The organism is Streptomyces sp. NRRL B-1347 (genome assembly GCF_000720325.1).
Lineage (GTDB): Bacteria > Actinomycetota > Actinomycetes > Streptomycetales > Streptomycetaceae > Streptomyces.
Genome location: NZ_JOJM01000001.1, coordinates 246,038 through 271,311, shown reverse-complemented (window position 1 = coordinate 271,311; position 25,274 = coordinate 246,038). Strand labels below are relative to the sequence as shown.

Genomic DNA, 25,274 nt, shown 5'->3' with positions numbered 1-25,274 from the left:
CGGCGCGCGTCGGCCGCCCCAGGACCCGTACGCGCGCGAAGGACCGGACAGGGGGCGCTGGCCAGCTCTTTCGACGCAAGGGGTGCGACTCGACCATGACTACCACCGACCTTTCGACATCCGTCCCCTTCAGCGAGGTGACGGACCGCAACGGCCGCCTGTACCGCATCGGTGAGACCGACCTCGACATCATGGGGCGGCCACGCTGGACCATGGTGCTCTTCCCCTGGATGGGCATGCTGGGCATCAGCTCTTCGGAGTACGCGTTCACCTCCGCCGAGGACACGCTGCACGACGCGCACCTGTGGAGCAGCGGGCACATCTTCTGGCTGATGGGCGTCTGGGTGTTCTTCCAGGCGGCCGTCGCCTTCCCGGCCGGTCAGCTGCGCGAGAGCGGCCGCCTCCCCGCCCGGTACGCGATGCTCCTCGGCGCCTTCGGCACGGTCTGCGGCTATCTCTCGCTCGCGTTCGCGCCGCACGTGACGGTCGCGTACGTCGGCTTCGGCATGTTCAGCGGCATCGGCGCCGGCCTGGTCTACGCGACCTGCGTGAACATGGTCGGCAAGTGGTATCCGGAACGCAAAGGAGGCAAGACCGGCCTGGTGAACGGCGGCTTCGCCTACGGCTCCGTGCCGTTTGTCTTCCTCTTCACGTCGTACATGGACCTGAGTAACTACCGCGGCGTCCTGATCTTTGTGGGCGTCGTCTGCGCATCGGTCGTGGCGTTCGCCGGATGGTTCTTCAAGGACCCGCCCAAGGGCTGGTGGCCGCCCCACGTCGACCCCTTGAAGGTGTCCGCCGACCCGCGCGTCCGGCGGGCCCTGGAGAAGAACCCGCCCGCCGTGAAGCAGTACGCACCCAGGGAGGCCGCGCGCACGCCGGTGCTGTGGATGATGTGGTTCTGTCTGCTGTGCACGGCGGGGATCAACATCTTCGGGATCGCCTTCCAGGTGCCGTTCGGCAAGGACATGGGCTTCACGGGCGGTGTCGTGGCCACCGCGATGTCCCTGAAGGCGATCGTCAACGGCACGGGCCGGGGCGTGATCGGCTGGATCTCGGACCGCTACGGGCGGCGCAACACCCTCATCGTCGTCTGTCTCGTCCTCGGCACCGCGCAGTTCGGTGTCCTGGTGTCGGGGTCCATGGGCAGCATGCCCTTCTTCCTGTTCTGCTCCATGGTCTCCGGGTTCGGCGGCGGTGCGATCTTCCCGCTGTTCGCCGCGATGACGGCCGACTACTTCGGCGAGAACAACAACGCCACCAACTACGGCATGGTCTACAGCTCGAAGCTGATCTCCGGACTCGTCGGCTCCGGCATGGGGGTCGTTGTCGTGGACGCGTGGGACTACAAGGGCGCGTTCGTCATCGCCGGCTGCATCGGCATCTGCTCGGCCGTGCTCGCACTGTTCCTGAAGTCACCGGGCAGGCCCTCCGCCCGGCGCGTCGTACCCAACCCGCACCCCTTAGGTGAGGAGATGGCTTGATATGACGGCGGAGCCCTTCGCCGAACACCCCGCGTCCGGCCGTGCGACCCCGCACGGACCGGACACCCAGGGACCGGACACCCCGGAACCCGCCCCGCACGAGTCCGGCGCCCACGGACCCGACTCGCACGGGCCCGACGTCCACGGACGCGGCCCACACGGGCCGCAGGGCCACGTTCCCGACGCGCGCGGGCGGGACGCCCCGGAACGGCCGTACCGAGAGCTCACGGACGCACGTGGACGCGTCTACCGGGTCGGCGAGAGCGACCGGCAGATCCTGGGGCGCCCTCGCTGGACGATGGTCGTCCTCCCCTGGGTCGCCATGATCGCCATCAGCGTCTTCGAGTACGCCTACGGTGCGGCCGAGGACACCCTCTCGGACGCGCACCACTGGACGTCGTCCAACACCTTCTGGGTCCTGAGCGTGTGGATCTTCTTCCAGGCGGGTGTCTCCTTCCCGGCCGGGAAACTGCGCGAGAAGGGCATCCTGACCAGCAGGGCCGCGATGCTCACGGGCTCCGTCCTGTCGCTGCTCGGCTTCGTGAGCCTCAGCCACGCACCCAATGTCGCGGCGGCGATGGTCGGTTTCGGACTGCTCGGCGGCGTCGGCTCCGGACTCATCTACTCGACGTGCGTCAACATGGTCGGCAAGTGGTATCCGGAGCGACGCGGCGGCAAGACGGGCTTCGTCAACGGAGGGTTCGCCTATGGGGCAGTGCCCTTCATCTTCCTGTTCTCCTACGGCTTCGACACCTCCAACTACCGCACCGTGCTCGATCTCGTCGGCTTCTATGTGCTCGCCGTGACTCTGGTGGCAGGCCTGTTCTTCAAGGACCCGCCGAAGAACTGGTGGCCCGAGAGCGTCGATCCGCTGCGGCAGGCGACGGGCACGCGCACGGCCGTCGCGCTCGCCAAGAACCCTCCGGCCGTCGCGCAGTTCACTCCGGGAGAGGCGTGGCGCACCGGCGTCGTACCGCTGATGTGGGTGTGCATGCTCTGCTGCGCGGGGGTGTCCATCTTCGGGATCTCGTTCCAGGTGCCGTTCGCCAAGGAGATGGGGTTCGGACCGATGATCGCCGCGTCCTCCATGGGCGTCATGTCGGTGATCAACGGTACGGGGCGCGGTGTCGTCGGCTGGCTCTCGGACCGGCTGGGACGGCGTCCCACGCTGACGTACGTGTGTGTGGCCCTCTCGGTGGCACAGTTCGGCGTCCTGTGGGCGGGTGAGATCCACAACGAGCCGCTCTTCCTCGTCTTCGCCTTCTTGTCGGGCTTCGCGGGCGGCGCCTTCTACCCGTTGTTCGCCGCGCTGGTCCCGGACTACTTCGGGGAGAACAACAACGCCTCCAACTACGGCATGGTCTACAGCGCGAAGCTGGTCAGCGGCCTGTTCGGCGGGGGCATCGGCGCGACGGTCGTGCACTCCTGGGGCTATGTCGGCGCCTATACGACGGCAGGAGCGGTGTCGCTGCTCGCGGCGGGCCTCTCCTTGCTGCTGCGTCAGCCGGGCGTCCCACGCGCGCGTGGCGAACTGGCGCCTGCGGGCTGATCCTTCCGGCCAGGGAGAGTCCGGCCAGGGCGAGGTGCCCCGGCCGCCCCCGCGGCGGCCGGGGCACCCGGCATCGATCGGCTTGCGGCCCGGTCAGTCCCCGCAGCGCTCTCGCAGCGAGTGCAGATGGGCGCTGGACTTGCGGGCGAAGGCGAAGGAGTCGGCCGGGGTGTCGTGCTCCACCTGCCAGTGGTGGTAGCGGCGCCCCGAATGGGTGCGGGAGGTCACCTTGGACAGGAACCTCTTGTAGTCGATGTCGCCGTCGCCGACGTCCACCATGCGGTACCCGTCGCGGGTGGAGTCGTCGCGGATGCCGTCCTTGACGTGGAACAGCGGGTAGCGGTGCGGCCGCCGCAGGACGTAGTCGAGCGGATCGAAGGGCCTCGGGGTGCCGTCCACCTGCTTGCCGAAGCGGAACTGCGCGCTGTACGCCCAGTAGATGTCCATCTCCAAGAACACCAGGTCGGGGTCGGTCTCGGCCAGCAGCACGTCGTAGAGGCGCACGCTCGGCTTGTCGGTGGCGAAGGAGAACTCCTCGGCGTGGTTGTGCTGGTAGAACTTCATGCCCCGCGCACGGGCGGCTTCGCCGTACGTGTTGAAGTCCTCGGCGGCGCGCTTCAGGGCGTCGACGGTCGTGCCGTGGCGGAAGGGGCCCGACGCGGTGCCGATGTGCTTCAGTCCGAGGGCCTCGGCGTCGTCGAGGACCTTGGTGAGGTTCTGCGCGAACGTGTACGCGTTCGGGTCGCTGTCGTAGGAGTAGCCGACGTGGCTGCCGATGGCGGTGAGCCCGTGGTCACGGACCAGTCTCTTCAGCTGGGCCAGGGTGATGGCGCCCGCGGAGCCCTGGGCGTATCCGGCGAACTCGATCTCGTCGTATCCGTACCGCGCCAGCTCGGCGAAGACAGCGGCGAAGCCGAGGGACGCGACCTTGTCGCGGAGGCTGTAGAGCTGGACGCCGAGGCGGCCGGGCGGCAGGACGGGGCGGCCGCGCCCTTTGCCGGACACCTTGTCGGCCGCCTCGGCGGAAGCCGCAGCGGAGGCCGAGGCCGTCTTCGAGGCGGTGGTGGCCGAGGCCGGTCCCGCGGCGGCAGCGGTGCCGGCGAGCGCGGCCGCGGTGGCGCCCGCGGCGACGCCGAGCATGCCTCGCCTGCTCAGTCGGTGGGTGAGTTCGGGATCGACGGGCGCGGGCTTGCGGCTCATGCGGGCCTCCCAGGGCGAGGTCAGGGTGTTGTCAGGGATGGGTTCGAAGAACGCCTCGGGGTGAGGTCAGGGGCGAACCCTGATGGCAGCGCCCGCGCTCTCTGGTTCAGTGGAAACCACGCGGACGGGGCGGCGTGGACGACGCCACCGCCGAGCGGGGCGCGGACGGCGCCACGTCCACGTGAACGCCCGCGGGACTCAAGCTCGCGGGACTCAAGGCAGACCGGCGAGCCGGAGCAGCAGAGACTTCACATGGGTGGCCGCGACGCGGCCGGTGACAGCGCGGGGGGTGGAGCACAGAATGAGCGGTCCGGAATCGGGGTCCTCGCTCGTCGGGAGGCGGCCATGGCTGCCGCGAATAGGTGAGGGGTCGAGGGGCACCACCGCCATGCGGTAGCGCATGCCGAGCTTCTTGCGTGCGAGCGCACCCGCGGCCTTCAGCCGGACATAGGGGTCTTCGGGGTCCATGAACAGTTCGACCGGGTCGTAGCCGGGTTTCCGGTGGATCTCGACGAGCTGCGCGAAGTCGGGCGCGCGGGCGTCGTCGAGCCAGTAGTAGTACGTGAACCAGGCGTCGGGTTCGGCGACAGCCACCAGCTCCCCCGAGCGGGGGTGGTCCAGGTGGTGGGCCTTCTTGCCCTCGTCGTCGAGGAGTTGGTCGATGCCGGGCAGGCCGTCGAGTGCCGCGCGGGTGGCCTCCAGGTCCTCCGGGCGCCGCACATAGACGTGGGCGATCTGGTGGTCCGCGACGGCGAAGGCGCGGGAGGTCATCGGGTCGAGGTACTCCATGCCGTCCTGGGTGTGCACTTCCAGGAGTCCGGCGCGGCGCAGCGCGCGGTTGATGTCGACGGGGCGGCTCACTCGCGTGATGCCGTACTCGGACAGGGCGACGACGGTGCGGCCCTCGGCCTTCGCGTCGGCGAGGAGCGGGGCGATCACCGCGTCCAGGTCGGCGGCGGCCCGGTGGGAGCGCGGGTCGTCGGGGCCGAACCGCTGCAGGTCGTAGTCGAGATGGGGGAGGTAGCACAGGGCGAGGTCGGGCCGACGGGTGTCGATGATGTGGCGGGTGGCGTCCACGATCCACCGGCTGGACACGATGTCCGCGCCGGGACCCCAGAAGTGGAAGAGGGGGAACGTGCCGAACTTCTCGGTGAGTTCGTCGTGCAGGGCCGGGGGCCGGGTGTAGCAGTCGGGTTCCTTGCGGCCGTCGGCGTAGTACACGGGGCGGGGGGTGACGGTGATGTCGGTGTCAGCGCCCATGGCGTACCACCAGCAGATGTTGGCGACGGTGTAGCCGGGGTGGGCGCGGCGGGCGGCGTCCCAGAGCTTGTCGCCCGCGACGAGGCCGTTGTGCTGGCGCCACAGCAGAACGTCGCCGAGTTCGCGGAAGTACCAGCCGTTGCCAACGATGCCGTGCTCGGCGGGCGTGGTGCCGGTGAGGAAGGTCGACTGGGCGGCGCAGGTGACCGCGGGCAGGACGGTGCCGAGGGGCGCCTGGGAGCCGGACTCGCCGAGGGCCGTGAGGCGCGGCATATGGGCGAGCAGATGGGGAGTGAGGCCGACGACGTCGAGGACGAGGAGTGGGGTCGGCCGTCCTGGAACGGGAGGTGTCATGGCAGTTCCTTCAGGCCGAGATCCGTCAGGAGGTCGCGGGCGAGGGTGAGTTCGGCGGCGATGCCGTCGACGAGCTGAGGGCGGGCGCGTGGGCGCAGCTCGGGCGGCAGGGCCTGCCAGGTGTAGGTCTCGACCTCGAGGTGGCGGGTGCGCGGGTGCGGTCCGCCGACGAGCAGGGCGAGCGTGTCCTTGAGGACGGACAGCGTGGAGGTGAGCGGCGGCGCGGGAGCCGCGTGCAGGGGAACGTGGAAGTGGGAGCGCCAGGGCGCCGTGTCGGGCAGGGCGTCAGGCGTGAGGGCCTCGCCGAGGTCGTCGGTGCCGCGCAGGACGGTGCCCGGGGCTCCCGTCGTCGCCGTGCGGGCGGGGTCGCGCGGCACGGTGCGGGTCTGGTGCAGGAAGCGGGGTTCGTCGAAGGCGGCGAGGGCCGCGCGTACTTCGGGGAGGTGGGGGTGTTCGGCGTGCAGGGCGGCGGAGAGCTGGGACTTGACGACGGGGATGCCCGCGGCGGCGAGGTTGTCGAAGGCGGTGTGCGGGTCTTCGAAGGAGGTGGCGAGGTGACAGGTGTCGACGCAGACGCCGATGCGATCGTGGCCGACCGCGGTGAGGGGTTCGATGGCGTCGCAGGTGGTCTCCACGATGCAGCCGGGCTCGGGTTCGAGGCCGATGCGGACGGACCGGCCGGTGAGTTCGGCGAGGGCGTCGAGGCGCTGGGCAAGTGTGCCGAGGGCGGTGCGGGCGGCCTGGGCGCGGGCCGGGCCGAATGCGGTGCGCCAGGCCAGTGGCAGGGTGGAGATGGTGCCCTCGGTGACATCGTCGGGCAGCAGCTGGGCGAGGACGCGGGCCAGGGCGGTGGTGTGCTCCAGGCGTTCGGGGTCGGCCCAGTCCGGTTTGTAGACGCGGTACTTGACCTCGTCGGAGCCGAAGCCTTCATAGGGGAAGCCGTTGAGGGTGACGACTTCGAGGCCGCGCCGGTCGAGTTCGGTGCGCAGCCCGCGCAGTGCGGCCGGGTCCGTGACGAGGGCGTGGGCGGCGTCCTTGGCGAGCCACAGGCCGATGCCGATGCGGTCCCGGCCGAGCCGCTTGCGGACGGGTTCGCAGTGGTCGCGGAGCTGGGCGAGGACGCCGTCGAGGGTCTCCGCGGGGTGGACGTTCGTGCAGTAGGCGAGATGGACGGTGGAGCCGTCGGGGTGGCGGAAGCGCATGGCTCACGCCCCGCCGCGGAGGATGGAGTTGCCTTCGTGGGTGGCGTCGGTGTCCACGACGTCCAGGGCGAGGCGGCCGCTGAGCCCGTAGAAGGCGACGGGGTTGCGCCACAGCACGCGGTCGACCTCGTCCTCGGTGAACCCGGCGTCGAGCAGCGCGTCACCGACCTTGCGGGTCTTGAGGGGGTCGCTCTTGCCCCAGTCGGCGGCCGAGTTGACGAGGACGTGCTCCGGGCCGTACTGGCGCAGGATCGCGACCATCCGCTCCTCGTCCATCTTGGTGTCGGGGTAGATGGAGAAGCCGAGCCAGCAGCCCGCGTCCTTGGCTTCCTTGACAGTGGTCTCGTTGAGGTGATCGATCAGGACCCGGTCCATGGGCAGCGCGGATTCGGCGACCACGTCCAGGGTGCGGCGCAGTCCGGCCAGCTTGTCGCGGTGCGGAGTGTGCACGAGCGCGGGCAGCTCGTGGTCGGCGGCGAGCTGCAGCTGGGCCGCGAGCGCGGTGTCCTCGGCGGGTGTCATGGAGTCGTAGCCGATCTCGCCGACGGCGACGACGTTGTCCTTCACGAGGTACCGGGGCAGCAGGTCGAGGACGGGAGTGCAGCGCGCGTCGTTCGCTTCCTTGGGGTTGAGGGCGATCGTGCAGTGGTGGGCTATGCCGTACTGGGCGGCGCGGAAGGGCTCCCAGCCGAGGAGGGAGTCGAAGTAGTCGACGAAGGAGGCGGGAGAGGTGCGGGGCTGGCCCAGCCAGAAGGCGGGTTCGACGACGGCGCGCACCCCCGCGGCGTGCATGGCCTGATAGTCGTCGGTGGTGCGGGAGGTCATGTGGATGTGGGGGTCGAAGATGCGCATCAGGACTCCTGCTCCTCACCGATGGGGGTCGAAGGGGCCGTGACGGCCACGGCGGCCGCCGGATCCGGGCGGTCCGGCCGTTCCTGGCGGTCCGGCGGCACCGAGAGGTCCGACCGTTCCGGGAGGCGGGGCGCCGGGAGGTCCGGTGGGGCGGCCAGGGCCAGGACGCGGTGCAGATCGCCGGGGACGGGCCGGCCGGCGGCGGCGCGCTCGTCCGCGTAGTCGGCGAGCATCCGGGCCAGTTCGTCGTCGGCGTGGGCGCGGCGCTCCAGGTCGGCGACAGCGTCCACGGGCACCTCGGTGAACAGGCACTTGAGGACGGCGTGCCGCCACGCGTGCGCGGGGAGGTGGGCGGCGGCGTAGGGGCCGAGGGCGGCGGCCAGGAGGCGGGTGTCGTTGGTGCGCAGCGCGTCGTCGACCAGCGGCAGTGCCTCGGGGCCTGGCACCAGGAGAGGCAGACAGCGCAGGACGGCGCGGCGTTCGGCGGCAGTGCCCTGGTCGTAGAGCCGGGTGAGCGTCGCGGTGTCGGCGCGGGCGGCGTGGAGCAGCAGCAGGCGGGCGGCGTCGGCGTGCTCGGGCCCGCAGCGGCGCCCGGCCTCGGCGAACCGCAGCTCCCAAGAGGGTGGTGCGGCAGCCCGAGCGTCGGCGGTGGGGTTCGCGACGCCGTCAGCCACAGCTTCGGCGACGGCCTCGCCCGCAGCTTCAGCGGCACCTTCGCTGGTAGCTGCGGCGGCACCTTCGCTGGTGGCCGCGGCGACGGCTTCGCTCCCGGCCGCGGCGACGGCTTCGGCGACGGCCTGGTCGAGCCAGGCACGGGCGGCGCCGCCGAGGGCGGTGTCGAGGCGGGAGCGGAGGTCGGCGACGGCGGGCGGTTCGGTCATGGGGTTCCTCCTCGGGGTGAGGCCTCGCGGAGCAGCGGCGGGGCGGTGGCGGGACCGGAGGGAGCACGAGGGGAGGTGAGAGCGCCGGAGGTGCCGGGCAGCGCGAGGGCGGCGGCCCGGTGGAGGAAATCCAGTGACTGGGTGGCGAGTTGAGGGCCCGCGTGGGAGTGGCGGGGCAACTCGACGACGGTCAGGCCCTGGTAGCCGGTCTCAGCCAGGGCGCGCAGCACGGGCGGGAAGTCGATCTCGCCGTCGCCGAACGGGAGGTGTTCGTGGACGCCCCGGCGCATGTCCTCGATCTGGACGTGCCGCAGCCAAGGGGCGGCGGCGCGGACGCAGTCGGCGGGTGACTGCGGTTCGAGGCACTGGCAGTGGCCGATGTCGAGGGTCAGGCCCAGGAGTTCGGGGTCGCCGAGGAGATGACGGAGGTGGTGGAAGTCGGCGAGTGTGGCGAGGAGATGGCCGGGTTCGGGCTCGACGGCCAGCGGCAGGCGGGCCCCGGACGCGGCGTCGAGGACGGGCACGAACGCATCGGCGAGGCGCGACCAGGCGGTCTCCACGGAGGTGCCGTCCGGTGTGGTGCCGCTGAAGCAGTGGACGGCGTGGGCGCCGAGGTCCGTGGCGACCTGCACGGCGCGGATGAGGAGGCGGACCCGTTCGGCACGGCGCTGCGGGTCGGGGTCGAGCAGGGAGGGCCCGTGCTTGCGGCGCGGGTCGAGCACATAGCGGGCGCCGGTCTCCACCGTGACCGTGAGGCCCAGCCGGTCGAGTCGCCGGGCCACCCTGCGGGTGCGGGCGGCCAGGTCAGGGGCGAGGGGGTCGAGGTGCATGTGGTCGAGAGTGAGGCCGACGCCGGAGTAGCCGAGGTCGGCGAGGAGGCCGAGGGCGTCGTCGAGACGGAGGTCGGTGAGGCCGTTGGTGCCATAGCCGAAGCGGAGGCGGGCGGGGCCGCCTTGAGCGGGGAGGCCCGCGGCCGGGGCCACCCGGGCAGCCGGGCCTGCGGCGGAGGCGCCGCCGGGGAGAGTGGCGCCCTGGGCGAGAGGCCGTTCGGCGGCGGTCATGTGACGCTCACCCGGCGGGCGAAGCGGCGGGCCGCCGGGGCCAGGCTCGCCGCGACCAGGGCGCTGCCGAGGGACCCTGACCTCGCGGCGAGCGCGGCCTGGAGCGGGATCAGGGCACGGATGCCGCCGCCGACGGCGCGCTGGGTCAAGGGAGGTGAGGGGTTCAGGGCCGCGTGGAGGAAGGGTCGGCCGGCCGTGGTGATGTAGGCCAGGGCGAGGGCAGCCCGGGCGAGGGCGCCGGTGCCCTCGGCCGACCAGGGTGTGCGGGTGGTGCCCGGCAGACCGAGCCTGACTGCTGGCCGTCGGCCCGGCGGGAGCGAAGGTGGCCCGGATGCCGTCCTCCGGGGCCGGGCCACCGCGTGGGCCAGGGCGAGGGTCGTGGCGAGGGCGCCCAACGGGGCGGTGGAGGAGCCGCCCTGGGTTTCGTGGCGAGAGACGGAGGTGACAGCGAGGGTGTGCGCGCCGAGCGCCAGGGCGGCGGGCACGGCGGAGCTCACCCGGCGCGCCCCTTCCCGGACGGCCCGCCCCGCGCGGGCCCCTCCAGGAGGCCGACCGAGACCACCCCCTCGGAGGGCGCCGTCGGCAGCCCGAGCGAAGCCGCCGGTGGATCCAGCACTGCTGGGACCTCGGCCAAAGCCACCCGCCCGAGCGCCCGGATTGGCCGCCGGACCGGGGCCACCCGCCCAGGCAGCTCCGTCGGCTGCCTGGCCGAAGCCCCCCGCTCGGGCAGCTCCGTCGGCCACCCGGCCGAAGCCACCGGCCTGGGCGGCTCCCCTGGTCGCCCGCCCAGGGCTGCCGGTCCGAGCCGCGCCGTTGACCGCCCGGCCAGCGCGGCCTCCCGGCCGAGCCGCTCCACTGGCCGACCCGCCGAGGCCGCCCGGCCCAGAGGCACCGCGACTCGCCCCGTCGAGTTCGGCTCGCCGCAAAAATCCGCTGCCCGCCCCGCCGGAGCCCCGCCCCCGCACGGGGTGGCCAGCCGCGTCACCAGGGCCAGGGTCAGAGTCAGGGCCGCCGCCCCGCCGCGCCCCGGCTGCCGAGGCGTTCGTGGCTGTCGCCGTCGCGCCGAGGAGGAGGTCGAGGGCTCGGGCCGTGGCCATGGTGGCGGGGCCTGCCTTGGTGTGTTTGAGGGTCAGGTCGTAGGCCCAGACGGTGCCGGCCAGGGCGGTGGCCACGGTGAGGGCCGGACGGCCCGCTCGGGCGGCCAGGGCCAGGCCCGCGGCGGTGAGGGCGGTGGCGGCGGTGAGGGCGGCGGCGGGGTGGACGCGGCCGGACGGGATGGGGCGGTGCGGGCGGTCCACGGCGTCCTCGGCGCGATCGGCCCAGTCGTTGAGGGCCATGCCCGCCTCGTAGAGGCAGAGGGAGGAGGTGAGAGCGAGGGCAGTGCCACGGCCCGGGCGCAGACCGGTGGCGGCGGCTCCGGCGAGGGCGTCGCCGGGGACGGTGAACAGGGCTGGGAGCCGCAGGAGTTCGGCCCAGGCGCGGGCGCGGGCGCGGAGGGGGCGCATGCGCTACTCACCCCGTCCCTGCAACCGGGCCGCGAAGGCGGTGAGCGCGGCGTACTGGTCGGCGAGGGCGGCGGACGCGCCCGGGTCGGGGTCCTTGAAGTAGAAGGCGAGTTCGGGCAAGGGGCCGGTCAGGCCCCGGGCGTGGGCGCGGGAGAGGAGGCGGGCCAGGTCGAGGACCAAGGGGGCGGCGAGGGCGGAGTCGCAGCCCTGCCAGGTGGTCTGGAGGACCATGCGGGTGCCGAGGAAGCCGTCGAAGGCGATGTGGTCCCAGGCGGTCTTCCAGTCGCCGAGGGCGGGGACGTCGTCGATGTGGACCTCGCCCTGCGGGACGGCGCCGAGGGTGTCGGCGAGGACGCGCTCCTTGCCCGCGTTCTTGGCGGCGGCCGCGGCGGGGTCGGCGAGGGCGGCGCCGTCGCCGCCGCCGAGGAGGTTCGTGCCGGACCAGGCGCGGACGTCCAGGGCGCGCTGGGCGAACATCGGGCCGAGCACGGAGCGCAGCAGGGTCTGGCCCGTCTTGCCGTCGCGGCCCGCGTAAGGGAGGCCGCTGGTCGCGGCGAGGGCGGCGGGGGCGGGGTGGTGCAGGCCGGTGGAGGGGGTGAAGTTCACATAGGGGCAGCCCGCGCGCAGGGCCGCCGTGGCGTAGAGGGAGCTGGCCGGTAGGCGGCGGGCCCAGGGCGGTGCCGAGGAGGGCGGTGGGGCGGAGGGTTCGGGCGGCGCGGCGGGCGGGGCCGGTTCCGTGGAGGCCACGTTCACGACGACGGCGCGGGCGAGGCCGCGGCGGCGGACGAAGTCGGAGATCTCGGAGGTGAAGGCGGAGATGAGTTCCTCGTCGGTGCGGGCGTCGCCGGGCAGGGGGCCACCGGTGCGGATCTCGGCGTCGGCGGCCACGAGTTCGGCGTGGACGGCCGCGGGCAGGCCGTGCGGCAGCACTCCCTGGGCGGCCAGCTGTTCGGCGCGTTTGGGCAGGGGGCACTCGACGGTGTCGTGGCCGCCGAAGACCAGGGAGGTGAGGGCGGGCAGCCCGGCACCGGCGAAGGCCGGGGTCTCCGTGACCATGCCGGTCGGCGGGTGCAGGCCGGCCGTCATCGCCGCGCAGCCCGCGACGGCCGTCGTGGCGACGGACCCCCGGGCGCCGATCAGCCACACCCCCGTGGGGTCCTCGGTAGCGCTACTGGACACGGCTGCCTCCCTGTCTTGGCACGCGATCGGTGCGCATCTGCTCAGTCATCACACGTGCCTCACGGAGAGGCAAGACGGCGACAAGACGTCAAGACGATGGGACGGTGGGCGGAGGTCCGGCGTCCTCCGCCCACCGCCGTCTATCGGGCGCCCGCTCCCCCGGCACCGAGGGCGGCGCCGGGAACGGCACCGGGCGCGGGGCCGGAGCGGCCGTCGGCCAGGTCCTTCACGCGGATGTCGCGGAAGGCGACCTGGTCGTCGACGCCGTGGTTCTGGACGCCGATGTGGCCGTCGCGCAGGCTGCGTGCGGGGTCGGTGTTGGTGTAGTCGTTGATCTGGACGCCGTTGAGCCAGATCCGCAGGCGTTCGCCCTCGACGCGGAGTTCGTAGGTGTTCCACCGGCCTGGAGGGTTCAGGGCGCGGTCGCGGGCGGCCAGGTCGGCGGACTTGAAGCCGTACACCGAGCCGGTGGTCTTCTCCGGCACGTCGGTGGCGTCGATCTGGATCTCGTAGCCGTTGTTGACGGCCGACCAGGGGTCGTCGGAGGGAGGGAAGCCCACGAAGACACCGGAGTTGTCGTCCTTGTCGGTCCCGGTCATCTTCCAGTCGAGCTTGAGGGAGTAGGAGCCGAAGGAGCGGTCGGCGTACCAGAGCATGCCCATGCCGCCGACGGAGGTGAGGGTGCCGTCGTCCTTCAGGGCGAAGGAGCCGGGTCCGGCCTGTTTCCACCGGGTGAGGGAGGCGGCGGTGCCGTCGAACAGGGGCGTGTAGCCCTGCTCGGGGCGGCAGTCGGCCTGTGCGGCGCCCGTGGCGTACTGGATGCCGCCGAGCAGGTGGGTGCGGAAGGCGGGGTCGGCGTACGACTGTTTGGTGTGCCCGCCGCCGGTGTAGAAGGAGCGCCCGGCGCCGCCGTCGACGGAGCTCTGGCACCAGGCGATGGGATGGTCTCCGCCCATCGTGCCGCCGCTGTACGACGACTCGTCGAGGGAGGCGAGGACCCGGGCGCGCTGGCGCGGGTTGGAGCGGTAGTTGTACCACTCGTCGGTGCGGTCCCAGCCGGCGCCGAGGTGGGCCGTCGCCGGGTGGGCATGGTCCTCGACCTCGACCTTCGCGGGCTGGATCGCCGGGTGCGACTGGAAGTGGGCGCCCACGAGGCCGCCGTAGAAGGGCCAGTCGTACTCGGTGTCGGCGGCCGCGTGGACGCCGACGTAGCCGCCGCCCGCGCGGACGTAGCGTTCGAAGGCGGTCTGCTGGGCGGAGTTGAGGACGTCGCCGGTGGTGGAGAGCCAGACGACGGCGTCGTAGCGGGCCAGGTTCTTGGGGGTGAAGGCGCGGGCGTCCTCCGTGGCGTCGACGGTGAAGCCGTGGGCGGCGCCCAGGTCCCGGACGGCGGCGACGCCGTCCGGAATCGAGTCGTGGCGGAAACCGGCGGTCTTGGAGAAGACCAGGACGCGTTCGCCGTCCTTGCGCCCGTTGGCGTCGGGGCCGGGGTCGGGCCGGGACCGCGCCGGTTCCGAGACGCATCCGATCAGCAGGGTGGCGGCCGCCGTGGCGACGACGAGCCGCGCGCGTGCGCGCATCGCGGTGCCTCCCTCTCAGCTCGTGGTGAAGGTGAAGTCGTCGACGTCGTACAGGGCGCCCGTGCCGGTGCCCTTGAAGACCAGGTAGAGCGTGGTCGTGCCCGCGGGCGCGCCCGCGATGGCCGTGCTGACGTCGGTGTACGTCTCCCACGACCCGGTCGGGTCGACCTTGGCGCCGCCGAGCAGGGTGCCGTCGGCCGCGCCCGCGCGGATCTCCAGGGTGCCGCCGGAGCCCGCGGAGGCGACGCGCGCCGTGAGCTTCGTGGCGTTCCCCAGCTGGTACGGCTTGAAGGACACCCAGTCGCCGTCGTGGATGTCACCGACCGTCTTGCCGCCGTGGGCCGGGGTGTGGCTGATGACGCTCACGCCTTTGGAGTCGCCGTAGTGCTCGGCCTGGCGGTGCCGGGTCTGGGTGACGTTCTGGTCGTGGGTGGTCAGCGGGGGCTGGCCGCCCGCGCCCTTGTCGGTGTACTCGGCGTCGAAGACGCCGAAGATGTTCGCGTTCGGGTCGTGCTCGCTGTCCGCGGACGTCTGGAGGGTGCCTTCGCAGCCGCTGGCGGAGGTGACCGGGTGGCCGTGGCTGTCGTGGCCGAGGATGTGCGTGACCTTGACCTTGGCGCAGTCGATGGTGCCGTCTTCGGGATCGGTCACGGTCACCTTGAAGGGCACCTTGTCGCCGAAGGTGAACAGCTGGCCGTCACCGGGCAGTTCCAGCTTCACGGTGGGCGCGGTGTTGCCGACGGTGACGTGCGCGCTCGCGGTGCCGGTGCGGCCGGAGGGGTCCTTGGCGGTGACGGTCGCGGTGTAGACGCCGTTCTTGTCGTACGTGTGCGAGGGGTTCTGCTCGGTGGACGTGCCGCCGTCGCCGAAGTCCCAGGCGTAGGTGAGCGCGTCGCCGTCGGCGTCCGTGGCCTTCGCCGTGAACTGGGTCTTCAGCGGGGCCTGGCCGCTGGTCACCGTGGCCGAGGCCTCGACGACGGGCGAGTGGCCGCCGGTGGCGTTCTCGATGCGGTACAGGGCGGAGTTGTGGTCGCCGTTGAAGTAGCCGGTGCCGTAGTCGAGGACGTACAGCGCCCCGTCCGGGCCGAACTCCATGTCCATCACCTGGGTGCCCTTCCAGGGGAAGGCGTTGATGGACTTCACGGCGCCGTCCGCGCCCTGGTCGATGCGCTTGATCCAGCGCCGCCCGAACTCACCCGCGAAGTAGTTCCCGTCGTAGGCCTGCGGGAACTTCACCGGTGACGCGAGGTTCGCGTCGTAGCGGTAGACCGGGCCGCCCATCGGGGACTCCGAGCCGGTGCCGAACTCCGGGACCGAGCCGCCGTCGTACGGGATCCACGCGGGCTGCGCGGGCGGCAGCTTGGTCAGGCCCGTGTTGCGCGGCGAGGTGTTCGTCGGCGCGGCGCAGTCGAAGGCCGCGCCGGAGGCGCCGGTGGCGAAGTCGTAGTCGACGTAGGCGTCGTTCTTGCCGGTGCAGTACGGCCAGCCGTAGTTGCCGGGCTTGGTGACGCGGGTGAACTCGACCTGTCCCGCGGGGCCGCGCTTCGGGTCGGCCTTGCCCGCGTCCGGGCCGTAGTCGCCGAGGTACACGATGCCGGTGGGCTTGTCGACGCTCATCCGGAAGGGGTTGCGGAAGCCCATCGCGTAGATCTCGGGGCGGGTCTTCTTGGTGCCCGGGGCGAAGAGGTTGCCGCGGGGCACGGCGTACGTGCCGTCGCTCCTGACCTTGATGCGGAGGATCTTGCCGCGCAGGTCGTTGGTGTTGGCGGCGGTGCGCTGGGCGTCGTACGCGGGGTTGCGTCCCGCGCGCTCGTCGATGGGGGTGTAGCCGTCGGAGGCGAAGGGGTTGGAGTCGTCGCCCGTTGACAGGTAGAGGTTGCCCTGCTTGTCGAAGTCGATGTCGCCGCCGACGTGGCAGCAGATGCCGCGGCTCGCGGGGACGTCGATGACCTTCTTCTCACTGGCCGCGTCCAGGGTGCCGTCGGCCTTGAGCACGAAGCGGGACAGGCGGTTCACGCCGTCGAACTTCTTGAAGTCCGCCGCGGTGCCGTCGTTGGGCGCGTCGCCCGCGGGGGTGTTCAGGGGCGGGGCGTAGTAGAGGTAGACCGCCCTGTTCTTGCGGAAGTTCGGGTCGATGCCGACGCCTTGCAGGCCTTCCTCGTCGTGCGAGTACACCGGGATCCTGCCGGCGACCTTCGTCTCCCCCTTGGCGTCCGTCAGGCGCACCGTGCCGTCGCGGGACGTGTGCAGGACCGAGCGGTCGGGGAGCACGGCGAGGGTCATGGGCTCGCCCATCTCCGGCTCGCCCTTGGCGAGGGTGACCTGCTGGAAGTCCTCCGCGCGCGGTTGCGACGGCGTCTTGGCCGTGCTGTGGGGGGCGGCGACGGTGAGGGTTGCGGCGGTGAGGAGGGTGCCGGTGAGCAGGGCGAGGGCCTTGCGGGTGGTGGGGCGCGGTCTGTGCACGGGGTCCTCCGGTCGGGGGCCGTGTGGGGCTGGCTGCTGCCTGGCGCCCGGGGTGCGCCGTCACCCCGGGGGTTATGTCCTGTACACCTCAGCGACGGTAGCCGCGTTTGTCCGTGGCGGATAGCCCTTGTGCGGGGGGTGTGTTGGGCTTCTTCCTTGGGCGGGACAAAGTGGGGCCCTCGCGGGTGCGCCCCAGGCCCGCCCCTTCCCGAACAAGGGGGCTCCGCCCCCTTGGACCCCCGTTTTATCGGCGCTCCGCGCCTCGTCCTCAAACGCCGGACGGGCTGAATCTGCCGCCTGTGCGGGCCGCAGACGAAGGGCTACTTCGCGAAGGCCGCGTCGAAGGAGGCTGTCGGGGGCTCGTAGTCGTACGACTTGAGGTGGCGCAGGGCCTCGGGGGCGCCCTGGAGGCGGTCCATGCCCGCGTCCTCCCACTCGACCGAGACGGGACCCTCGTAGGAGATGGCGCGCAGCATGCGGAAGACGTCCTCCCAGGGGACGTCCCCGTGGCCCGCCGAGACGAAGTCCCAGCCGCGGCGCGGGTCGCCCCACGGCAGGTGGGAGCCCAGGCGGCCGTTGCGGCCGTCGAGGCGGCGGCGGGCCTCCTTGCAGTCGACGTGGTAGACGCGGTCCCGGAAGTCCCAGAGGAACGACACCGGGTCGAGGTCCTGCCACACGAAGTGCGACGGGTCGAAGTTGAGGCCGAAGGCGGCGCGGTGGCCGACGGCGGCCAGGGCCTTCTGCGTGGTCCAGTAGTCGTACGCGATCTCGCTCGGGTGCACCTCGTGGGCGAAGCGGACGCCCTCCGCGTCGAACACGTCCAGGATCGGGTTCCAGCGCTCCGCGAAGTCCTCGTAGCCGCGCTCGATCATCGACTCGGGCGCGGGCGGGAACATCGCCACCAGGTGCCAGATCGCGGAGCCGGTGAAGCCCACCACCGTGTCCACGCCGAAGGCCGCGGCCGCGCGCGCCGTGTCGGCCATCTCGTCTGCGGCGCGCCGCCGTACGCCCTCCGCCTCGCCGTCACCCCAGATGCGGGCGGGCAGGATCGCCTGATGGCGCTCGTCGATGATGGCGTCGCACACCGCCTGCCCGACCAGGTGGTTGGAGACGGCCCAGCACTTCAGGCCGTACTTGTCGAGCAGCGCGCGGCGGCCGTCCGCGTACGAGGGGTCCGCGAGGGCCTTGTCGACCTCGAAGTGGTCGCCCCAGCAGGCGAGTTCGAGGCCGTCGTAGCCGAAGTCGCGGGCCAGCGAGCAGACCTCCTCGAGGGGCAGATCCGCCCACTGGCCGGTGAAGAGGGTGAACGAGCGGGGCATGAACGGTCCTTTCCTCGGATGCCGGACGCCGGGCGTCGTGGGCCGTCACCGGCCTCAGGCCGCTGCCGGCGAGGTCGCCACCGGCGTGTACACGGAGTTCTTCTGCGCGCTCTCCTCCACCGCGGCGAGCACCCGCTGCACGGCGAGCCCGTCGGCGAAGGACGGCTCGGGCGCGGTGCCGGTGGCGATGGCGTGCAGCAGGTCGCGGGCCTGGTGCACGAAGGTGTGCTCGTAGCCGAGGCCGTGGCCCGGCGGCCACCAGGCCGCCAGATAGGGGTGGGCGGACTCGGTGACGAGGATGCGGCGGAACCCGGCCGACGCGGCGGGCTCGGTGTGGTCGTGGAAGGAGAGCTCGTTCAGGCGCTCCAGATCGAAGGCCAACGAGCCGTCGGAGCCGTTGAGTTCGAGGCGCAGCGCGTTCTTGCGGCCCGCGGCGAACCGCGTGGCCTCGAAGGTGGCGAGGGCCCCGGAGGGGAAGCAGGCCGTGAAGACGGCGGCGTCGTCGACCGTGACCTGACCCGTCGCCGCACCGCCCGCCGCCCCACCACCCGTAGCCGCACCACCCGACCCCGCACCGCCCGTCACCGCGCCGCCCGTCACCGCGCCGCTCTTCGCCGTGAGACCGCCGGACGCGTCCGCGGCGCCCGCGACGTCCGCGACGAGCGGCCGTTCCCGTACGAACGTCTCCGTCAGGGCCGACACGCCCGCGACGGCCTCGCCCGTCAGGTACTGCGCGAGGTCCACGATGTGCGCGCCGAGGTCGCCGAGGGCCCCCGAGCCCGCCCGGTCCTTGCGCAGCCGCCACGTCAGCGGGAAGCCGGGGTCGACCAGCCAGTCCTGGAGGTAGGTGAGGCGGACGTGGCGCAGCGCCCCGAGGCGACCCGCGGCGACCATCTCACGGGCGAGCGCGAGCGCGGGCACGCGGCGGTAGTTGAAGCCGACCATCGCCACCTGGCCGCGGGCGCGGGCCCGCTCGGCGGCGGCGACCATGGCCTCCGCCTCCTCCACGGTGTTGGCGAGCGGCTTCTCGCACAGCACGTGCTTGCCCGCCTCCAGGGCGGCGACGGCGATCTCCGCATGGCTGTCGCCGGGGGTGCAGACGTCGACGAGGTCGACGTCGTCCCGGGCGATGAGGGCCCGCCAGTCGGTCTCGGCGGCCGCCCAGCCGAGCCGGTCGGCGGCGGCGCGCACGGCCGTGCCGTCGCGGCCGCAGACCGCCGCGAGCCGGGCCTCGACCGGCAGGTCGAAGACGCGCCCCACGGTCCGCCAGCCCTGGGAGTGGGCGGCGCCCATGAAGGCGTAGCCGACCATGCCGACGCCGATGCGGCGCCGCCCGGCGGCCGGCCCCGCCGCGGACCCGGACCCGGCCCCGGAAGCGGCCTCGTGCTCCGTCTCACTCATGCGGTAACTCCTCCTGGTCGACGCCTGCTTCGCGGGTCAGCGGGCACCTCACTTGAAGCCGGTGGACATGTACTGGTCGACGTTGTCCTTGTCGACGACGGCCGAGTAGAGCGTGATGGAGGCCGGGATCTCGTACTCGGCCATGCCGCCGACGCCCTTGCCCTGGCCGAGCGCCCGGGCGAGGTCGATCGCGGACGCCGCCATCGTCGGCGGATACAGGACGGTGGCCTTCAGCACGCCCCGGTCCTGCTTGATCTCCTGGAACGCGGAGAGCGCGCCCGCGCCGCCGACCATCAGGAAGTCGTCGCGCCCGGCCTGCTTGATGGCGCGCAGGGCGCCGACCCCCTGGTCGTCGTCGTGGTTCCACAGGGCGTCGATGTTCTTCTGCGCCTGGAGCAGCTGTGCCATCTTCGCCTGGCCCGACTCGACGGTGAACTCGGCGGCCTGCCGGGCGACCTTCTCGATGTTGGGGTAGTTCTTCAGGGCGTCGTCGAAGCCCTTGGTGCGCTGCTTGGTCAGCTCCAGGTTGTCGAGCCCGGCGAGCTCCACGACGCGGGCGCCCTTCTTGCCCTTGAGCTTCTCGCCGATGTAGTGCCCGGCGTTGAGGCCCATGCCGTAGTTGTCGCCGCCGATCCAGCAGCGGTAGGCCTGCGCGGAGGCGAAGATCCGGTCGAGGTTGACGACGGGGATCCCGGCCTTCATGGCCTTCAGGCCGACCTGGGTGAGGGCCTTGCCGTCGGCGGGCAGGATGACGAGGACGTCGACCTTCTTGTTGATGAGGGTCTCGACCTGCCCGATCTGCGCCGCGGTGTCGTTGGAGCCCTCGGTGGCCTCCAGGGTGACGTCCTTGTACTTCTCCGCCCGCTCCTTGGCGTTGTCGTTGATGGCGTTCAGCCAGCCGTGGTCGGCCTGCGGCCCGGCGAAGCCGATGGTGACCTCCTTGCCGGGCTTGCTGTCGGCGACGGCCTGGTTGTTCTCCGAAGCCGAGTCGTCGTCCTTGGACTCGTTGCTGGTGCAGCCCGTCAGGACGGCCCCCGCGGACACGGCGGCCGCCCCGAAGAGCAGCCCTCTGCGGCTCGTGCTGTGTGGCATGGCGGTGACCCCTTCGGATGGTGGTCAGGTGGTGGCCGTACGGCGCTGCACCAGGACGGCGGCGACGATGATCGCCCCCTTGGCGATCTGCTGGACGGCGGTCTCCAGGTTGTTGAGCGCGAAGATGTTGGTGATCGTGGTGAAGATCAGGACGCCGAGCACGGAGCCGGTGATGGTGCCGCGGCCGCCGCTGAGCAGGGTGCCGCCGATGATCACGGCGGCGATGGCGTCGAGTTCGTACAGGTTGCCGTTGGTGTTCTGGCCCGAGCCCGCCAGGACGATCAGGAGGAAGGCCGCGATGCCGCAGCACAGGCCCGAGAGGAGGTAGAGGTAGAGCCGCTGCCGCCGTACGTCGATCCCGGCCAGGCGCGCGGCCTCCGCGTTGCCGCCCACAGCGACCGAGCGGCGCCCGAACGTGGTGCGGTTGAGCAGCAGCCAGCCGACGGCGGTCACCGCCGCGAAGACCATCACCAGCGGCGGGACGCCGAGCACGTACGCGTCGCGCTCGCCCAGCTTGAGCACGCCGTCCACGGTGACCATCTGGGTCTTGCCGTCGGTGATCTCCAGGGCGAGGCCGCGCCCGGAGGCCAGCATGGCGAGCGTGGCGATGAACGGCACCATGCCGCCGTACGCGATGAGCAGCCCGTTGACGAGCCCGCAGCCGAGGCCGACGACGACGGCCGTGAAGAGGATCCCCGCGAAGCCGTACTCCTGGGTGGCGACGGTCGTCGCCCACACCGAGGCGAGCGCGACGATCGCGCCGACGGACAGGTCGATGCCGCCGGAGATGATGACGAAGGTCATGCCGACGGTGACGACGCCGATGACGGACGCCTGGGTGAGGATCAGCTGGACGTTGTCGGTGTCGAGGAACGCGTCGGGCTGGGTGACGCCGCCGACCACGATCAGGGCGCCGAGGACGCCGAGCAGCGACAGGGTCCGCAGGTCGGCGTGGGCGACGAGGGCCCGCACGGGGCCGCGCGCGCCGTCGGCCGGGGGGCTCTTCTCGGTGACGGGCCGGGCGGGCGTTGCGGGCTGCGTCATGACGCCGGGCTCCCTTCCGTGGTGACGGTGTCTTGCGGTGCGCCCGCCGCGGTGCCGGACGCCAGCACGAGGTCGAGCACGCGGTGCTCGTCGAGCTCGCCGGCGGGCGCCGTGTGCACCACCCGGCCCTCGCGGAGCACCAGGACGCGGTCGGCGAGGCCGAGGACCTCGGGCACCTCGCTGGAGACGAGCAGCACGGCGAGGCCCTCGTCGGCGAGCCGCCGCACCACGGCGTACAGCTCGGCGCGGGCGCCGACGTCGACGCCGCGCGTCGGTTCGTCGAGGAGCAGGACGCGGCAGCCGCGCAGCAGCCACCGCGCGAGGACGGCCTTCTGCTGGTTGCCGCCGGACAGGGTGCGCACGGGCACCGCGGGGTTGTCGGGCCTGAGCGACAGCTCCCGGGTGGCGGCGCGTGCGGCCTCCCGCTCCTTGCCCCGGTCCAGCCAGCCGCCGTGCGAGAAGCGGGACATGGACGACACGGACACGTTGCGCGTGACGGACTCCAGCATCAGCAGGGCCTGCGCCTTGCGCTCCTCGGGGGCGAGGCCGAGTCCGGCGCGCACGGCCGCGCGGACGCTGCCGGGGCGCAGGGCCTTGCCGTGCACGCGAACGTGGCCCGCGGTCGGCTTGCGCGCGCCGTAGATGGTCTCCAGGATCTCGGACCGCCCGGAGCCGACGAGTCCGGCGAGCCCGACGATCTCCCCCGGGCGCAGCGTGAGGTCGAGGGGCGCGAACTCACCGTCCCTGGCCAGGCCGTGGACGGTGAGCAGGGGTTCGGGCGGCGGCGTGCGCGTGCTCTCGGGCCGCGGCGGGAAGACGTACTCGACGGTGCGGCCCGTCATCAGCGCGATGATCTCGCGTGTCGGCGTCTGCTTCGCGGGCAGCCCGACGGCGACGGCCCGGCCGTCCTTCAGGACGGTGACGCGGTCGCCGATGCGGCGGATCTCTTCGAGCCGGTGCGAGATGTACACGACCGCGACGCCGTCGGCCGTGAGGTCGCCGACGATGCGGAAGAGGTTGTCGACCTCGTCCGGGTCGAGCGCGGCGGACGGCTCGTCCATGACGATGAGGCGTACGTCGTGGGAGAGCGCGCGGGCCATCGACACGATCTGCTGCTGGGCGGCGGACAGTTCCCCCACGAGCCGCGCGGGGCTGATCTCGGCGTGCCCGAGTCGCTTGAGCAGCGCGGCGGTCGCGGCCCGGGCCGTGCCTCTGCGGACGACGAAACCGGCCGCCGTCGGCTCGTGTCCGAGGAAGACGTTCTCGGCCACGGACAGGTGCTCGACCAGGTCGAGTTCCTGGTAGATGGTGGCGATGCCGAGGCGCATGGCGGCGATCGGCGAGCGTGGCGCGACCGTGTCGCCGCGCCAGGCGATGGTGCCGCCGTCGGGTTGGTGGGCGCCCGCGAGGACCTTGATGAGGGTGGACTTGCCCGCGCCGTTCTGGCCGAGCAGGCAGTGCACTTCACCGGCCTGGACGTGCAGGTCGACGCCGTCGAGCGCGCGGACGCCGGGGAACGACTTGGTGATGCCGGACATGCGGAGCAGCGGTGGTTCTGGTGCCATGACGGTTCCCTCGTACGGGTGTGGCCGGTCTCAGGGCAGAGCAGGGTGCGCGCTGTGCTGGGTGTGCCGGGGTGACGGGCGCGCGGACGGGCCGACGGGCGGGTCCGCGGGCGGGTCAGGCCGGTGAGAACAGATGGTCGCTGATGAGCCGGGCGCCGCCGGTGACTCCCGCGGTGGGGCCGAGTTCGCCGAGGACGATGGGGAGGTTGCCGGTCGCCAGGGGCAGCGACTGGCGGTAGACCTGGGTGCGGATCGCGGCGAGCAGGGTGTGGCCGAGGCCCGTGACGCCGCCGCCGATCACCACGAGACCCGGGTTGAAGAAGCTGACGAGACCCGCGATGACCTGGCCGGTGCGGTTGCCGCCGGCGCGGATCAGGTCGAGCGCGGTGGGGTCGCCCGCGGCGGCGGCCGCGGCCACGTCGGCGGCCGTGAGCGCGCCGGCCGCCTCCAGACGGGCGCCGAGCTCGGGCGAACGGCCCTGGTGGGCGGCCTCCTGGGCGTCGCGGGCGAGCGCGGCGCCGCTGAAGTGGGCCTCCAGGCAACCCTTGTTGCCGCAGGCGCAGGGGCGCCCCTCGGGCTCCACCTGGATGTGGCCGATGTCGCCCGCGCTGCCGGTCGTGCCCCGGTAGACCTCGCCGCCGACGACGATGCCGCAGCCGATGCCGGTGCCGATCTTGACGCAGAGGAAGTCGGCCACGGAGCGGGCCACGCCCGCGTGCTGCTCCCCCATCGCCATCAGGTTCACGTCGTTGTCGACCATGACCGGGCAGCCGAGCTCCTGGCTGAGCGCCTCCCGCACGGGGAAGCCGTCCCAGCCGGGCATGATCGGCGGGGCCACGGGCACGCCCTCGGGGAAGCGGACGGGCCCCGGCACGCCGATGCCCGCCCCGTCGAAGCCCTCCGCGAGGCCCGAGGCGCGCAGCTTCGCGGCCATGGCGAGGACCTGCTCGAAGACCGCGACCGGGCCCTCGCGGACGTCCATGGGCTGGTTGATGTGCCCGAGGACCTCCAGCTCGGCGTTGGTGACGGCGACGTCGACCGAGGTGGCGCCGATGTCCACGCCGAGGAAGCGGAGGTTCGGGGCGAGGCGGATGTTGTGGGAGCGGCGGCCGCCGCGGGAGGCGGCGAGGCCGTCGGCCACCACGAGTCCGGTCTCCAGGAGGCGGTCCACCTCCACGGCCAGCTTGGACCGGGAGAGGTCGACCTGATCGCCCAGTTGGGCGCGGGAGTTGGGGCCGCCGTCACGCAACAGGCGCAGCAGTCGCGCCTGGTGCGCGTTGGCGGGTCGAGCCGTCATGCGTCTCACGCGCCCCTCCCCGCCTCATCGGCCTTGTCCCTCTTACGTGTTGGGCTTTCGAGGGGAACGTAGCAGCGGCTGCCGGGAGTGGGAAGAACTTGCGCGCGAATTGCCCTCCACTTTCTCCTGCGGCAGGACAAAGCCGAGGCCCTCGCGGGGCGCCCCACCGCGTCCATCAGCGCGCTCCGCGCGCGGGCACCCCTTCCCGATCCGGGGGCTGCCGCCCCCGTACCCCCGCTCGGACGAGCGCGTCAGCGCGATGAAGGGCGAGTGGGTGGGGGAAGCCTCAGGCAGGGGCCCGGTCGTGGTACGTGCGGCGGGTGTGTTCCGTGTGGGCCCGCATCACGGCCGTGGCGCGGGCCTCGTCGCGGGCCGCGATCGCCGCGATCAGGTCGCGGTGCTCGACCCAGGACTGGACGCCCCGCTGGCGCGCCACCGGCGTGTAGTACCAGCGCACCCGCCGGTCGACCCGGCCCGCCAGTTCGGCGAGGACCACATTGCCCGCGAGGTCCATGACCTTGGCGTGGAACGCCGCGTTCGTGGCGACGACGAGGTCCACGTCCCCGGCGGCGACGGCCGACTCGCCGCGGGCGCACAGCTCTTCGAGGGCCTCGATGCCCGCGGAGCCCGCGTTCGCCGCGGCGAGGCGTGCGGCCTCCGCCTCCAGGAGGGTGCGGACCGTGAGCAGTTGGTCCGCCTCCTCCTCCGTCGGCTCGTGCACGAACGCGCCCTGGGCGGGCCTGAGGTCCACCCAGCCCTCGGTGTTGAGGCGCTGCAGGGCCTCGCGCACGGGCTGCCGGGACACGCCGAGGTGCCCGGCCAGCTCGCTCTCGACGAGGTGCTGGCCGGGCCGGAGGGCACGGGTGGTGATCAGTTCGAGCAGCGCCTCGTAGACGCGCTCGCGCAGCGGGCCGGGCCGTTCCAGCTTGGGCACCGTCCCCTGCGGCAGTCCTGCGGACAACATCCGGTCCCCCTCCTGGATCACA

Annotated in this window: 19 protein-coding genes and 1 pseudogene; 2 read left to right on the top strand and 18 right to left on the bottom strand. The window is 72.6% G+C overall.

What is annotated here, in order from left to right; all coding sequences use genetic code 11:
• The first annotated feature begins 95 nt into the window (after positions 1–95).
• A complete protein-coding gene (locus IG74_RS0101195; RefSeq protein ID WP_030667996.1) occupies positions 96–1,484 on the top strand; it encodes an OFA family MFS transporter in 1,389 nt (462 codons plus the stop codon).
• Between the two features lies 1 nt (position 1,485).
• On the top strand, positions 1,486–3,033 hold the full coding sequence (locus tag IG74_RS0101190; protein WP_234334171.1) for an OFA family MFS transporter: 1,548 nt from the start codon (positions 1,486–1,488) through the stop codon (positions 3,031–3,033).
• Between the two features lie 93 nt (positions 3,034–3,126).
• Here IG74_RS0101190 and IG74_RS0101185 read toward each other — a convergent pair whose 3' ends face one another.
• From IG74_RS0101185 to IG74_RS0101105, 18 genes and pseudogenes are all read right to left on the bottom strand, one after another.
• A complete protein-coding gene (locus IG74_RS0101185) occupies positions 3,127–4,233 on the bottom strand; it encodes a sugar phosphate isomerase/epimerase family protein (protein ID WP_030667993.1) in 1,107 nt (368 codons plus the stop codon).
• A gap of 213 nt (positions 4,234–4,446) precedes the next feature.
• Positions 4,447–5,847, bottom strand: coding sequence for a nucleotide pyrophosphatase/phosphodiesterase family protein (locus IG74_RS0101180; RefSeq protein WP_030667991.1), 1,401 nt, complete (start codon positions 5,845–5,847; stop codon positions 4,447–4,449).
• Positions 5,844–7,049 carry a metabolite traffic protein EboE gene (gene eboE, locus IG74_RS0101175; RefSeq protein WP_030667989.1) on the bottom strand — a complete coding sequence of 402 codons (1,206 nt, stop codon included), beginning with the start codon at positions 7,047–7,049 and terminating at the stop codon, positions 5,844–5,846. The genes IG74_RS0101180 and eboE overlap by 4 nt, the downstream gene beginning before the upstream one ends.
• 3 nt (positions 7,050–7,052) lie before the next feature.
• Positions 7,053–7,901, bottom strand: coding sequence for a TatD family hydrolase (locus IG74_RS0101170; RefSeq protein WP_030667987.1), 849 nt, complete (start codon positions 7,899–7,901; stop codon positions 7,053–7,055).
• A complete protein-coding gene (locus tag IG74_RS48885; RefSeq protein WP_030667985.1) occupies positions 7,901–8,782 on the bottom strand; it encodes an EboA domain-containing protein in 882 nt (293 codons plus the stop codon). The genes IG74_RS0101170 and IG74_RS48885 overlap by 1 nt, the downstream gene beginning before the upstream one ends.
• Entirely contained in the window at positions 8,779–9,843 is a 1,065-nt protein-coding gene (locus IG74_RS0101160) for a sugar phosphate isomerase/epimerase family protein (protein ID WP_234334170.1), read from the bottom strand. Before IG74_RS0101160 ends, IG74_RS48885 begins: the two co-directional genes overlap by 4 nt.
• Complete coding sequence (locus IG74_RS54600; protein ID WP_051854423.1) at positions 9,840–10,340, bottom strand: hypothetical protein; 501 nt, start codon at positions 10,338–10,340, stop codon at positions 9,840–9,842. The genes IG74_RS0101160 and IG74_RS54600 overlap by 4 nt, the downstream gene beginning before the upstream one ends.
• 539 nt (positions 10,341–10,879) lie before the next feature.
• Positions 10,880–11,359 (bottom strand): annotated as a pseudogene (locus IG74_RS54595) (UbiA family prenyltransferase); the annotation flags it as partial.
• On the bottom strand, positions 11,352–12,527 hold the full coding sequence (locus IG74_RS0101150; RefSeq protein WP_030667976.1) for an inositol-3-phosphate synthase: 1,176 nt from the start codon (positions 12,525–12,527) through the stop codon (positions 11,352–11,354). The gene IG74_RS0101150 and the pseudogene IG74_RS54595, both read right to left, overlap by 8 nt.
• A 140-nt stretch (positions 12,528–12,667) precedes the next feature.
• Positions 12,668–14,107, bottom strand: coding sequence for a ThuA domain-containing protein (locus IG74_RS0101145; protein ID WP_051854421.1), 1,440 nt, complete (start codon positions 14,105–14,107; stop codon positions 12,668–12,670).
• 15 nt (positions 14,108–14,122) lie between these two features.
• Positions 14,123–16,570 (bottom strand): PQQ-dependent sugar dehydrogenase, encoded by a 2,448-nt coding sequence (locus tag IG74_RS0101140; protein ID WP_030667970.1) that lies wholly within the window; start codon positions 16,568–16,570, stop codon positions 14,123–14,125.
• A gap of 320 nt (positions 16,571–16,890) precedes the next feature.
• A complete protein-coding gene (locus IG74_RS0101135; protein WP_030667969.1) occupies positions 16,891–17,889 on the bottom strand; it encodes a sugar phosphate isomerase/epimerase family protein in 999 nt (332 codons plus the stop codon).
• 54 nt (positions 17,890–17,943) lie between these two features.
• Positions 17,944–19,290 (bottom strand): Gfo/Idh/MocA family protein, encoded by a 1,347-nt coding sequence (locus IG74_RS0101130; RefSeq protein ID WP_030667967.1) that lies wholly within the window; start codon positions 19,288–19,290, stop codon positions 17,944–17,946.
• Positions 19,291–19,338: 48 nt separating this feature from the next.
• Positions 19,339–20,382, bottom strand: coding sequence for a substrate-binding domain-containing protein (locus IG74_RS0101125; RefSeq protein WP_030667965.1), 1,044 nt, complete (start codon positions 20,380–20,382; stop codon positions 19,339–19,341).
• 24 nt (positions 20,383–20,406) lie between these two features.
• On the bottom strand, positions 20,407–21,426 hold the full coding sequence (locus tag IG74_RS0101120) for an ABC transporter permease (RefSeq protein ID WP_030667962.1): 1,020 nt from the start codon (positions 21,424–21,426) through the stop codon (positions 20,407–20,409).
• Complete coding sequence (locus IG74_RS0101115; protein WP_030667958.1) at positions 21,423–22,991, bottom strand: sugar ABC transporter ATP-binding protein; 1,569 nt, start codon at positions 22,989–22,991, stop codon at positions 21,423–21,425. The genes IG74_RS0101120 and IG74_RS0101115 overlap by 4 nt, the downstream gene beginning before the upstream one ends.
• A gap of 115 nt (positions 22,992–23,106) precedes the next feature.
• A complete protein-coding gene (locus tag IG74_RS0101110; protein ID WP_030667956.1) occupies positions 23,107–24,288 on the bottom strand; it encodes an ROK family transcriptional regulator in 1,182 nt (393 codons plus the stop codon).
• Between the two features lie 286 nt (positions 24,289–24,574).
• On the bottom strand, positions 24,575–25,252 hold the full coding sequence (locus IG74_RS0101105; RefSeq protein WP_030667953.1) for a GntR family transcriptional regulator: 678 nt from the start codon (positions 25,250–25,252) through the stop codon (positions 24,575–24,577).
• Positions 25,253–25,274 lie beyond the last annotated feature (22 nt).

Coding starts and splice junctions, on each gene's coding strand:
- IG74_RS0101190 (WP_234334171.1), top strand. CDS start 1,486: ATGACGGCGGAGCCCTTCGCCGAACACCCCGCGTCCGGCCGTGCGACC.
- IG74_RS0101110 (WP_030667956.1), bottom strand. CDS start 24,288: ATGACGGCTCGACCCGCCAACGCGCACCAGGCGCGACTGCTGCGCCTG.
- IG74_RS0101115 (WP_030667958.1), bottom strand. CDS start 22,991: ATGGCACCAGAACCACCGCTGCTCCGCATGTCCGGCATCACCAAGTCG.
- IG74_RS0101145 (WP_051854421.1), bottom strand. CDS start 14,107: ATGCGCGCACGCGCGCGGCTCGTCGTCGCCACGGCGGCCGCCACCCTG.
- eboE (WP_030667989.1), bottom strand. CDS start 7,049: ATGCGCTTCCGCCACCCCGACGGCTCCACCGTCCATCTCGCCTACTGC.
- IG74_RS0101105 (WP_030667953.1), bottom strand. CDS start 25,252: ATGTTGTCCGCAGGACTGCCGCAGGGGACGGTGCCCAAGCTGGAACGG.
- IG74_RS0101170 (WP_030667987.1), bottom strand. CDS start 7,901: ATGCGCATCTTCGACCCCCACATCCACATGACCTCCCGCACCACCGAC.
- IG74_RS0101180 (WP_030667991.1), bottom strand. CDS start 5,847: ATGACACCTCCCGTTCCAGGACGGCCGACCCCACTCCTCGTCCTCGAC.
- IG74_RS0101125 (WP_030667965.1), bottom strand. CDS start 20,382: ATGCCACACAGCACGAGCCGCAGAGGGCTGCTCTTCGGGGCGGCCGCC.
- IG74_RS48885 (WP_030667985.1), bottom strand. CDS start 8,782: ATGACCGAACCGCCCGCCGTCGCCGACCTCCGCTCCCGCCTCGACACC.
- IG74_RS0101135 (WP_030667969.1), bottom strand. CDS start 17,889: ATGCCCCGCTCGTTCACCCTCTTCACCGGCCAGTGGGCGGATCTGCCC.
- IG74_RS0101120 (WP_030667962.1), bottom strand. CDS start 21,426: ATGACGCAGCCCGCAACGCCCGCCCGGCCCGTCACCGAGAAGAGCCCC.
- IG74_RS0101185 (WP_030667993.1), bottom strand. CDS start 4,233: ATGAGCCGCAAGCCCGCGCCCGTCGATCCCGAACTCACCCACCGACTG.
- IG74_RS0101195 (WP_030667996.1), top strand. CDS start 96: ATGACTACCACCGACCTTTCGACATCCGTCCCCTTCAGCGAGGTGACG.
- IG74_RS0101130 (WP_030667967.1), bottom strand. CDS start 19,290: ATGAGTGAGACGGAGCACGAGGCCGCTTCCGGGGCCGGGTCCGGGTCC.
- IG74_RS0101160 (WP_234334170.1), bottom strand. CDS start 9,843: ATGACCGCCGCCGAACGGCCTCTCGCCCAGGGCGCCACTCTCCCCGGC.